This window comes from Streptomyces sp. N35 (assembly GCF_016464295.1).
Classification (GTDB): Bacteria; Actinomycetota; Actinomycetes; order Streptomycetales; family Streptomycetaceae; genus Streptomyces.
In genome coordinates this window covers 1-10,825 of the sequence record NZ_JAEIMH010000151.1, presented here as the reverse complement: position 1 = coordinate 10,825, position 10,825 = coordinate 1, and the positions used below count along the sequence as shown (strand labels likewise).

The 10,825-nt window shown below is 71.9% G+C and carries 9 protein-coding genes and 1 riboswitch; of the genes, 4 read left to right on the top strand and 5 right to left on the bottom strand.

The features are described 5' to 3' along the window. The 5 genes from JAO81_RS40655 to JAO81_RS40635 form a co-directional block, all read right to left on the bottom strand. Positions 1-989: ABC transporter ATP-binding protein (locus tag JAO81_RS40655; RefSeq protein ID WP_233416615.1), on the bottom strand; the 989-nt coding region annotated here is incomplete at its 3' end. After that, complete coding sequence (locus JAO81_RS40650) at positions 986-2,245, bottom strand: energy-coupling factor transporter transmembrane component T (protein WP_199553044.1); 1,260 nt, start codon at positions 2,243-2,245, stop codon at positions 986-988. The genes JAO81_RS40655 and JAO81_RS40650, both read right to left, overlap by 4 nt. A 3-nt stretch (positions 2,246-2,248) precedes the next feature. Next, the gene (locus JAO81_RS40645) at positions 2,249-2,911 is read right to left on the bottom strand and encodes an SCO2322 family protein (RefSeq protein ID WP_199553043.1); all 663 of its coding nucleotides are present in this window, start codon (positions 2,909-2,911) and stop codon (positions 2,249-2,251) included. Then, positions 2,908-4,119, bottom strand: a complete 1,212-nt coding sequence (locus tag JAO81_RS40640) for a prenyltransferase/squalene oxidase repeat-containing protein (protein ID WP_199553042.1) — start codon at positions 4,117-4,119, stop codon at positions 2,908-2,910. Before JAO81_RS40640 ends, JAO81_RS40645 begins: the two co-directional genes overlap by 4 nt. Before the next feature lie 126 nt (positions 4,120-4,245). Further along, positions 4,246-4,319: riboswitch (cobalamin riboswitch) on the bottom strand. A 293-nt stretch (positions 4,320-4,612) separates the two neighbouring features. Next, the gene (locus JAO81_RS40635) at positions 4,613-5,668 is read right to left on the bottom strand and encodes an MBL fold metallo-hydrolase (RefSeq protein WP_199553041.1); all 1,056 of its coding nucleotides are present in this window, start codon (positions 5,666-5,668) and stop codon (positions 4,613-4,615) included. 244 nt (positions 5,669-5,912) lie between these two features. Between JAO81_RS40635 and JAO81_RS40630 the strand changes: the two genes are divergently transcribed. From JAO81_RS40630 to JAO81_RS40615, 4 genes are all read left to right on the top strand, one after another. Beyond that, positions 5,913-7,370, top strand: coding sequence for an aldehyde dehydrogenase (locus tag JAO81_RS40630; protein ID WP_199553040.1), 1,458 nt, complete (start codon positions 5,913-5,915; stop codon positions 7,368-7,370). A 7-nt stretch (positions 7,371-7,377) separates the two neighbouring features. Continuing rightward, positions 7,378-7,611: a ferredoxin gene (locus tag JAO81_RS40625; RefSeq protein WP_199553039.1), complete on the top strand. Its 234-nt coding sequence runs from the start codon at positions 7,378-7,380 to the stop codon at positions 7,609-7,611. A 183-nt stretch (positions 7,612-7,794) separates the two neighbouring features. Beyond that, positions 7,795-10,374: a class III lanthionine synthetase LanKC gene (gene lanKC, locus JAO81_RS40620; protein ID WP_199553038.1), complete on the top strand. Its 2,580-nt coding sequence runs from the start codon at positions 7,795-7,797 to the stop codon at positions 10,372-10,374. Positions 10,375-10,455: 81 nt separating this feature from the next. Further along, positions 10,456-10,590, top strand: a complete 135-nt coding sequence (locus JAO81_RS40615; protein WP_199553037.1) for a SapB/AmfS family lanthipeptide — start codon at positions 10,456-10,458, stop codon at positions 10,588-10,590. The last annotated feature ends 235 nt before the right edge of the window (positions 10,591-10,825 follow it).

Sequence of the window (10,825 nt, the reverse complement as noted above, 5' to 3'; positions counted from 1 at the left end):
GGCGAACGCCCCACAGCGCCGGCCCCCCGCGCCCCGCCCGGCGGCGTGACCCCCTCACCCGCCGACACCCGCCCCTCACCCGCCGCCCCGAAGCCCCCAGCCGCCGATGCCCGGCCTTCCACCGGCGCCCGGCCTTCCACCAACTCCCGCCCCTCCACCGGCGGCACCGCCACCCCCGCCAGCCGTTCCCGCAGCGACGCCGCCCTGCGCCGGGCATCGCGCACCGTCAGCGGAAGCGGCGACCAGTCCGTGAGGCGGCCGAGGCCCACCACCGGCGGGAAGACCGGGGACACGGCCATGATCTCGGCGGGCGAGCCGAGCACGGGGGCCTGGCCCGGGCCGGGCAGGAGCACCACCTGGTCCGCGTACTGCACCACGCGTTCCAGGCGGTGCTCGGCCATCAGGACCGTCGTGCCCAGATCGTGCACCAGGCGCTGCAGCACCGCGAGCACCTCTTCCGCGGCCGCCGGGTCCAGTGCCGACGTCGGCTCGTCGAGCACCAGGACCCGGGGGTGAGGAGTGAGGACCGAGCCGATCGCGACCCGCTGCTGCTGGCCGCCCGACAGCGTGGCGATCGGACGGTCGCGCAGGTCCGCGAGGCCCAGCAGGTCGAGGGTCTCCTCGACGCGGCGACGCATCACGTCGGGCGCGAGGCCGAGGGACTCCATGCCGTACGCGAGCTCGTCCTCGACGGTGTCCGTGACGAAGTGCGAGAGCGGGTCCTGGCCCACGGTGCCGACCACATCGGCGAGTTCACGCGGCTTGTGCGTACGGGTGTCGCGCCCCGCGACCGTGACCCGGCCGCGCAGGGTGCCGCCCGTGAAGTGCGGGACGAGTCCGCTGACCGTGCCGAGCAGTGTCGACTTGCCGACTCCGGACGGGCCGACGAGCAGCACCAACTCGCCCTCGGGAACCTTGAGTTCCACCCCGCTGATGGTGGGCTGCGCGGCGCCGTCGTACGTCACCGAGACATCCTCGAAGCGGATCATGAGGCTTCCTTCCGAGGAGAGCGCACAGAAGCGGAGGCGGGGGCGGAGGCCGGGGCCGGGGCCGGGGCCGGGGCCGGTGCCGGTGCTGGGGCGACGAAGGCGGGCAGCAGTCCGATGAGCACGGCCGCCGCGGGCCACAGCGGCAGCTCGGGCGCCGTCGGCGGGACGACACCGGGGTTCAGGGCCGCCGGATCCGCGGTCGCCGCGGCGATCATCAGCGCCGCGACCGCCACACCGGACGCCGACACCAGCCAGGCCCGCAGCTCCCACCGGTCCGGCCGATAGCGGGTGCGCAGCGAGCGCTTCCCGCCGAGCCACAGCCCCACGAGGGCCAGCGCGAGTCCGCCGAGCAGTACGGGAAGCCCGTAGCGCGCACCTTCCGCGGCGAGCAGCCCGTACGTACCGGCGCAGACACCGGCCAGACCGCCGAGCGTGCACACCGCGGTCATCCGCCGTACGGGGGCGGGCACGGCGGCGCTGCGTCCGTACCCGCGCGCGTCCATGGCCGCCGCGAGCGCGACCGACCGCTCCAGCGCGCCCTCCAGAACCGGCAGGCCGACCTGCGCGAGCCCCCGGATCCCCCTGTCGGCACGGCCGCGCAGCCGCCGCGCCCGCCGCAGCCGCTGCAGATCCGACAGGAACTGCGGCGCGAACGTCATCGCCACGACCACCGCGACGCCGGCCTCGTACAGCGCACCCGGCAGCGACTTGAGCAGCCGGGCCGGGTTGGCGAGCGCGTTCGCGGCACCGATGCAGATCAGGAGCGTGGCCAGTTTCAGACCGTCGTACAGCGCGAAGAGCAGGCCCTCCGCGGTGACCTTGCCGCCGAGGCGGATGCCCTGCGCCCAGTCCGGCAGCGGGACTTCGGGCAGCCGGAACAGGACGGTCGAGCCGGGGATCGGCGAGCCGAGGACCACCGCGAACACCAGCCGGATCGCGAGCACGAGCAGACCGAGCTTCACGAACGCCCCGTACGAACGGGCCCAGGGCGCATCCGTACGCCGCGCCGCCACCACATAGCCCGCGACCCCGACCAGGAGGCCGAGGAGCAGCGGGTTGGTGGTGCGTGACGCGGCCGTGCCGAGGCCGAGCGCCCAGAGCCACCAGGCGCCCGGGTGCAGCGCGTTGGCGCGGGTGGCGACCGGGGCGGCGAGCCTTCCCCGACCTCTCGGCTGCTTCCCCGACCTCTTCGAGCAGGGTGGTGCCCCCGGAGCAGGGGAGTCCCCACTGCGCGCGACGGCGCCGTTCGAGCTCATGGCTCAGCCCCTGCGGCGGCGGGCCTGCCAGATCGCTGCCACGCCGAGCACGAGTACCGCGGCCACCCCGGCGAGCAGTCCGACGGACGGGCCGCCGTCACCGTCGCCTTCGGAGGCCGCGGTCTTCTCGGCGGCGTCACCGGACCCCTGGGTGTCACCCGAGAGCTGCTCGCCGCAGCCGCTCTTCGGGTACCCGGCGATGGCGCAGAGCAGTGCGTTGCTGTCGTACCGCAGCGGCTTGGCGACCGCGGCGAGCGCGTCCGCCGAGGTGGCGTCCGTGTCGATCTGCGCACAGGCGGTACGCGGCTTCGGGGGTGTCTCACCGGACGCGGCGTCCTTGTCCGTGCCGAAGTCGATGACGAGCGCGATCCGCTTCTGCCCGTCCTTCTTCTCCGTGTCCGCGCAGATCACCTCGAACGAGGCGTTCTCGCGCGGCTCGGCGGCATTCGCGGAGTCCTCGCTCACGGCGAAGCGGAAGCCCTCCACATCGCCGTCCGAGGGCTTCGCGGTCGCGGGTCCCTGCGTGGCGTAGGCCCAGGCACCCTTGTCGTCCTTGAACCAGAACGACCAGTAGCGGTACGCGTCCGCCTGCGCGGGAGCCGCGAACAGTACGGCGAGCACCGCCCCCACGAGGAGGGCGATGCCGCCGCGTCGGAGCGTGCTCACAGCTGGTTCTTCTTGCGGCCGCTGATCAGGAAGCCGATGCCGACACTGGCGATGAAGAAGACGCCGATGATCCACCAGACGCTCATCGACGAACCCTCGTCGTCCTTCTTGTCGTCCTTCGCCGCGTCGGCGGACCCGGCCTTCTGCGGGGCCGGGCCCATGGCGTTCAGGGCGGCGACGAGGTCCGTGCCGCCGAAGTCCTTCGGGTCGGCGCCGGCCGCGTGGGCGGCGAAGATCAGCTGGGAGTACGCGGCGGGGGAGCCGGACTGCTCGGCCCAGGCGGCGCCGTTCTTCTCCAGGTACTCCAGGGGCTTCTTGGCCTGGTCGGTCAGACCGGCCGCCGAGAGGGCCACGACGGAGTCGGCGGTGTTGCCGTAGTCGGGCTGGTCCTCGGCGCCGGGCATGGAGGACTTCAGGAAACCGTCCTTCGCGAGGACGTCGGAGAGGTACCCGGCACCGACGAGGGCGGCCGCCTTGGCGTCGGCGGCCTTGGCGCACTTCACGGGCTCGGTCTTGTCGGCGGCCTTCGCGACGAGGCCCTGCTCCAGGCCGCCGAGGACACCGGCGGCGGTGGCGTCGGCGTTCGGGGCGAGCTTGCCGGTCTTCATGTCCGCGAGACCGAAGGCGCCCTTGCCGCTCTCGCAGTCCATGGAGAGGGCGGCCAGCGCGTCGGCCGGGGCCTTGTCCTTCTGGGACTTCGCCTCGGCCGGGTTCTCGCCGGCTGCCTTGAGGGCGCCGATGACGAGGGAGGTCGAGTTGGCGTCGGAGGGCAGGCCCGGGCTGTAGCCCCAGCCGCCGTCCTGGTTCTGCACCGACTTCAGCCACGCCACGGACTTCTTGACGTCCTCGCCATGGCCGCCGAGCGCGGCGAGTGCCTGGATCGCGGAGGCGGTGGAGTTGGAGTCGACGACCGTCTTGGCGTCGCACGCCTTCGAGGGGTCCTCGCGGAACGCGGCGTACGCACCGTTGTCACAGGCCTGACCGGTCAGCCAGTCCACGGCCTTGGCGGCGGGCTTCTCGCCGACGGTGTCCTGGGCGAGCAGGGCGTACGACTGGCGGAAGACGCCGTCGAACTTCGGGTCCGTCTTGCCGTACAGGCCCGAGGGCAGGTTCGCGGGCGGCTGCGTATCGGCGGTCGCCGCGGGGGCGGCGGCCATGCAGAGCACGGCGGTGGCTGCCAGCGCGGCGGCGCTTTGGCGGACATTCATGATCGGGCGGTGCCTCTCCTGCTGGGCCGGGCACGGGCCCGCGAAGGCACCGGGCTCCGGATCCGTATACCTCGACGGTCCGGGTCGCCGGCTGATCCGGCGACTGGAGCCACTCACACCCCTGGAGCATTCCGGCTCGCCGGCTGCCTCGCGGCAGCGGCACACGGTTGCGGGTCAGCGCCGGGTTCGCACCGGCTTCCCTCCGTACGGGTGTGGTGATTGCGTCGCCCACTGTACCGGCCGGTCAGAACGGGCGGTTTCGCTGTCGGGCGGGGTGGGTGCGGGGTGGGTGGTGCCTGCGGATGGGTGGCGCCTGCGGAGGGGGGGGGGTGGGGGTGGGGGGCGCCGGCGGGGGCCTTCCCCCCCCCCCCCCCCCTCCCCGAAACGGGGGCCTTCCCCCCCGGACCCCCGCATCCGAGCTTCGCTCGGATCTGCTCAAGCGCCGCAGGGGCTGAAAGATCTGCTCAAACGCCGCAGGGGCTGAAGGATCTGCTCACGCGCCGGCAGGGCTGGAGGTCGCCACGTACGTCAGTGGATCGCTGCCCTCCACCGCCTCCGCATGTCCCAGCTTCACCAGGCGGCGCAGATGGGCCTCGGCCTCGGAGACGGCGATGTTCTTCGAGCCGTAGGGGATCTGGTCCCAGGGGCGGTTCCACTCCATGCGGACCGCGAGGTCCCACGGGGTCAGGGGCTGGGCGAGCAGCCGGCGCAGGCCCGCGAGGCGCTCCTCGTGGTGGGCCAGCAACTCCTGTACGCGGCCCGCGGGATCCGTGAAGGCGTACTGATGCGCCGGCAGGACCTCGGCGACCGCGAGGCGCTCGATCCGCTCGAGGGAGTCGAGGTAGTCGCCGAGCGGATCGGTGACCGCCTCCTCGGCCGGGTCCTCGTACAGGCCGATGTGCGGGGAGATCTCCGGGAGCAGATGGTCCCCGGAGAACAGCCGCCCGTTGCCCGCGAGACCGGACGGGTGCTCCTCTTCGAGATGCAGGCATACGTGGCCGGGTGTGTGCCCGGGCGTCCAGATCGCGCGCAGCCGGCGGCCCGCCAGGTCGAGCAGTTCGCCCGGGGTGATCTCCCGGTCGGGGAGCGCCGAGTCGAGGCCGGGAACCGTGCGCATGCGCCCGGACTCGCGGGCCGCGTGCAGCGGGGCGAGATGCTCCGCCGGGGCGCCGGCGGTGGTCAGCTTGGCGGTGATGTAGTCCAGCCACTGGCCCGGCACCTGTGTGCGCGTGCGCCGTACGACATGGGTGTCCGCGGGGTGCATCGCGATCCACGCGCCCGACGCCGCACGCACCTGTCCCGACAGGCCGTGGTGGTCGGGGTGGTGGTGGGTGATCACGACACCGTGGATGTCCTTGATGGCGATGCCGAGCGTCGCGAGACCGCCGACCAGCGTGTCCCAGGACTCCGGGTCGTCCCAGCCCGTGTCGATGAGGACCGGGCCGCGGTCGGTGTCGAGGAGGTGGACGAGGGTGTGGCCGAGCGGGTTGTCCGGGATCGGCACCTTGAGCGACCAGACGCCACCGCCGTGCTCGGTCACCTGCGTCATGGAGCGCCGCCTCTCTCGCCGGGTGCGGCCGTTCCGGCCCCGACCACTATAACTAGAACTAGTTTCAGTAGTAGCCCAAGTCATCTACTCCTGGACGTCAGTTGACGGGGTATCCAACTGGGGTGGCCCCGTCAGGTGCGGGCCCCGTCCCACCTCTGGAAACCTCTAACTAGAACTGGTATCAGTTCCGGGAAGCCAGAGTCTGAAAAGGTGTCAGGAACCGCCCCGCAGGAGGCTGCCGGTCATGACCGAGCTCGTGGAACACGGAAAGCTGTTCATCGGCGGGGAGTTGATCGATCCCGTCGGCAAGGACGTCATCGAGGTGATCTCCCCGCACACCGAGGAGGTCATCGGCCGGGTGCCGCACGCGGCCCGGGGCGATGTGGACCGTGCGGTCGCGGCCGCACGCAGGGCCTTCGACGAGGGCCCCTGGCCCCGGATGAGCCTCGACGAACGCATCGAGGTCGTCACCAAGATCAAGGACGCCATTCTCGTACGGCATGAGGAGATAGCCCGCCTCATCAGCTCCCAGAACGGCACTCCCTACACCTCGAGCATCATGGTGCAGGCCCTCGCCGCGATGATGGCCTGGGACGCCGCCATCGCCAACGCCCGCAACTTCTCGTACGAGGAGCGACGCGACGGCATCCTCGGCAAGATCATCGTGCGTCGCGAGCCGGTCGGTGTCGTCGCAGCCGTCATCCCGTGGAACGTCCCGCAGTTCACCGCGGCCGCCAAGCTCGGCCCCGCGCTGCTGGCCGGCTGTACGGCGGTTCTCAAGCCGTCGCCCGAAGCACCCCTCGACTCCTACCTGTTGGCGGAGATCGCCAACGAGGCGGGGCTGCCCGAGGGCGTGCTCTCGGTGCTGCCCGCCGACCGCGAGGTCAGCGAGTACCTCGTCGGACACCCGGGCGTCGACAAGGTCTCCTTCACCGGATCCGTCGGTGCCGGCAAGCGCGTGATGGAGGTCTGCGCCCGCAACCTCACCCGCGTGACCCTGGAGCTCGGCGGCAAGTCCGCGGCCGTCATCCTGCCGGATGCCGACGCGGAGACCGCGGTCAAGGGGATCGTGCCCTTCGCCTGGATGATCAACGGCCAGGCGTGCGTGGCCCAGACCCGCATCCTCGTGCCCAACTCCCGCTACGACGAGTTCGCGGAGGCCTTCGCCGCAGCCGCCGGCGCGCTCAAGGTGGGCGACCCGCTGGACCCGGCCACGGAATGCGGCCCCCTGGTGGCCAAGCGCCAGCAGCAGCGGTCCCTCGACTACATCCGTATCGGACAGGAGGAAGGCGCCAAGATCCTCACGGGTGGCGGTCGCCCAGCCGGCATCGACAAGGGCTGGTACGTCGAGCCGACCCTCTTCGGCGGCGTCGACAACTCCATGCGGATCGCGCAGGAGGAGATCTTCGGTCCGGTCATCTGCCTGCTGCCGTACGGCGACGAGACCGAGGCCGTGAAGATCGCCAACGACTCGGACTACGGCCTGAGCGGCAGCGTGTGGACCGCGGACACCGAGCGCGGCATCGACATCGCCCGGCAGGTACGCACCGGCACGTACTCCGTGAACACGTTCAGCCTCGACATGCTCGGCCCGTTCGGCGGCTACAAGAACTCCGGCCTGGGTCGTGAGTTCGGACCCGAGGGGTACGGCGAGTACTTCGAGAACAAGATGATCCACCTGCCCAACGGCTACGAGGGGTGAGTGCCTGATGGGAGACCGCTGGCACGTCGAGGTGGACCGGGGGGTCTGTATCGGGTCGGGGATGTGCGTCACCAGTGCGCCCGAGGGGTTCCGGCTCGATACGGCGCGCCAGTCGCACCCTCAGCAATCCGAAGCGGACGCCAGTGAGGAGATCCTCGCGGCGGCCGAGGGGTGTCCGGTGGAGGCGATCACCCTGACCCTGCTCGGCTCGGGGGAGTCGGTGTATCCACCCGAGGACTGACGTCGTATCCGTACGAGGACCGACATTCACGGCGCGAAGGAGAAGGGGCCCCGCATGCGGGGCCCCTTTTCCGTGCCCGGTGGTTACTCGTGCGTTCGTCATGGTGCCGTCGTGACAAAGGCGACTTACCCCGTACGGGACGGCGTGGAAATCTCGTTGCCACGCCGCAGGAGGGGGCTCGGGATGGACAAGAGGTACGAGGTGTTCTGCCTCGCGGACCGGTACTTCTACGAGACGCCGGACCGGATCACCTCACGCGACGGCGCCGTCCCGCAGTACGAGGCGGCGCGCCGGCCCGCACCCGCCGGCTGGCGCCGGGAGACCGCGGGGGACTGGCTGCACCTGGACCCGGGCACCCGCGACCGGCCGCGGCAGGGCTGGAAGATACATGTCTCGGCCTGCCTCGACACCGCGGAGAAGACCGCGGCCGTGGTGTGGGACTACTGCGTACCGCGCGGACTGCCGTTCAAGTTCGTGCCGGGACCGCATGCGCTGCATCTGCGCAACTCCAAGTACGCACAGCGCGGTTCGAGCGGCAAGTTCGTCACCGTCTATCCGAAGGACGAGACCGAACTCGCGAGCGTGTTGCGGGACTTGGAAGAGCTCATCGGCGGACAGCCGGGCCCGTACATCCTGACCGATCTGCGGTACGCGAACGGCCCGCTCTACGTCCGCTACGGCGCGTTCGTGCAACGGCACTGCGTCGGCGAGGACGGCCGCCTCGTGCCCGCGATCGAGAACCCCGAGGGCACCCTCGTACCCGATCGCAGAGATCCCGTGTTCCGGCTGCCCGAGTGGGTCGCACTGCCCGCGTTCCTGCGGCCGCACCTCGACGCCCGCAACGCGGCGACCGTCACCGATCTGCCGTACGCGATAGAGAAGGCGCTGCACTTCTCCAACGGCGGTGGGGTGTACGCCGGTACGGACACCCGGACCGGAGAGAAGGTGGTGCTGAAGGAGGCGCGGCCGCACGCCGGTCTCGCCGCCGACGGGGCGGACGCCGTGACCCGCCTGGGGAGGGAACGGGCCGCCCTCGAGCGGCTCGGCGGTCTCGGCGTCGCGCCCGGCCTGCGGGACTGGTTCCAGGTCGACGGGCACCGCTTCCTCGTCATGGACCATCTGCCGGGCACCACCCTCAACTCCTTCTTCGCACGCCGCCATCCGCTGCTCGCCGTCGAACCCGACCCGCGGGCGGTGGCGGACTACACGCGGTGGGCGCTCGGCATCCTGCGGGAGGTCGAGCGGGCCGTCGGCGCGGTGCACAGCCGGGGGCTCGTCTTCAACGACCTGCACATGTTCAACATCATGGTCGGCGAGGACGAACACACCGTGAAACTGCTCGACTTCGAGGCCGCCACCCCGGTCGAGGAGCACCGCGGGCAGGCCATCGCCCACCCCGGGTTCCTCGCGCCGGCCGACCGCTCCGGCTTCGAGGTCGACCACTACGCGCTGGCGTGCATGAAACTCGCGCTGTTCGTGCCGATGACGACGCTGCTCGCCGTGGACCGCGGGAAGGCCGCCCATCTGGCCCGGATCGCGTGCTCCCAATTCCCGGATCTGCCACGGGAGTTCCTCGACGAGGCGGTACGGGTGATCGAGGGGCCGAGCGCACCGCCCCGTATTCCCGAGGAGCCCGCCGCCGGCGACTGGCCGCGCAGCCGCGACACGCTCGTGGCGGCGATCTCGGCCAGTGCCACGCCCGAGCGGGAGGACCGGCTGTACCCGGGCGATATCGCGCAGTTCGCCGACGGCGGCGGGCTCGGGCTCGCGCACGGCGCGGCCGGGGTGCTGTACGCGCTGGCCGAGACCGGCTGCCCCCGCGACGAAGAAGGCGAACAGTGGCTGCTCAGGCGCACCGCAGCGCCGCCCGAAGGTACACCGCTCGGCCTGTACGACGGCCTCGCGGGCGTCGCCTTCGTGCTCGACCGGCTCGGCCACACCGAACGCGCCCTCGACCTCATCGGCCGTGTGCTCGGCGAGAACTGGCGCCGGCTCGCCCCCGATCTGCACGGCGGCCTCGCGGGCCTCGGCCTCGTACTGGATCACCTTGCGGTCCATCAGCCGGCCCTGCGTGAACTCGCCCTGGAAGCAGCCGACATCACGGCCGCGCGGCTGCCCGCACCGCGCGCCGGACTCCTGCGCGGCTCCAGCGGCCCGGCACTTCTCTTCCTCAGGCTGTACGAGTCCACGCGGGACCCCGCGTTCCTCGACCGGGCCGCGGCGGCCCTGCGCGCGGACCTCGGACGCTGTGTGACCGACGCGACGGGTGCGCTCGTCGTCGACGAAGGCGTGCGCACGATGCCGTATCTCGGCGCGGGCAGCGTCGGGATCGCGGCCGTGCTCGACGACTACCTCGTGCACCGCGCCGACGAGGAGTTCGCCCGGGCGCGGGCGGCCATCGCGCCCGCGGCCCGGCTGCGCTACTACGCACAGCCCGGCCTGTTCAACGGGCGGGCCGGCATGGTCTGGCACCTGGCCCGCACCGGGGCGCCCGCCGCCGCGCTCGACGCACAGACCGCCGGACTCGACTGGTACGCCATGGCGTACGAAGGCCATCGCGCCTTCCCCGGCGACCAGATGCTGCGCCTTTCCATGGACCTCGCGACCGGTACGGCCGGATGCCTGCTCGCGCTGGGCGCGGCGCACGGGGCGAGCCTGCCGTTCCTGCCCAACCGGCGCCATGCGACCGGGAGTTCACCCTCGCCGTCCGGAGCGACGGCCCCACAGACGGCCCCGACCGGGGCCGAACGGGCCCGTGCGTGACAACACCGCGTACGGGCCGAACGCCGCACCAACGTCCCCGACAGGTCCGCAACCGGCGGGCCCCGAAACCTAGGAGAGACCATGGCCCTTCTCGACCTGCAGAGCATGGACGTCCCCGAGCCGCAGACCGACGGCGGCGGCGGTGGCGACGTCAGCAGCGCGAGCCTGCTCCTGTGCGACAAGCACAGCTCGCACAGCACCCTGCTCTGCCTGTGATTCCTGCCGGTACCTGATCCCTGCCGTCTTCGATCCCCCGCCGTCTTTGATCCCTGTCGCTGATCGCACCGGCGCAGTCCGGCGCAGACCGGTGCCGCCCTGCGAGCCGGCACCGGACGAAACGGCACGGGAAGAACCGGCACCGGATGAACCGGCACGGGATGCACCGGCCCCGGCGCCGCCTGACGTGGCGGCGCCGGAAACGAACCGGCCCCGGGCGTCGTGTGACCCGTAC

Excerpts from the sequence above, each read along its gene's own strand:
- lanKC (WP_199553038.1), top strand. The coding sequence starts at position 7,795 with ATGGACAAGAGGTACGAGGTGTTCTGCCTCGCGGACCGGTACTTCTAC.
- JAO81_RS40650 (WP_199553044.1), bottom strand. The coding sequence starts at position 2,245 with ATGAGCTCGAACGGCGCCGTCGCGCGCAGTGGGGACTCCCCTGCTCCG.
- JAO81_RS40630 (WP_199553040.1), top strand. The coding sequence starts at position 5,913 with ATGACCGAGCTCGTGGAACACGGAAAGCTGTTCATCGGCGGGGAGTTG.
- JAO81_RS40625 (WP_199553039.1), top strand. The coding sequence starts at position 7,378 with ATGGGAGACCGCTGGCACGTCGAGGTGGACCGGGGGGTCTGTATCGGG.
- JAO81_RS40635 (WP_199553041.1), bottom strand. The coding sequence starts at position 5,668 with ATGACGCAGGTGACCGAGCACGGCGGTGGCGTCTGGTCGCTCAAGGTG.
- JAO81_RS40615 (WP_199553037.1), top strand. The coding sequence starts at position 10,456 with ATGGCCCTTCTCGACCTGCAGAGCATGGACGTCCCCGAGCCGCAGACC.
- JAO81_RS40640 (WP_199553042.1), bottom strand. The coding sequence starts at position 4,119 with ATGAATGTCCGCCAAAGCGCCGCCGCGCTGGCAGCCACCGCCGTGCTC.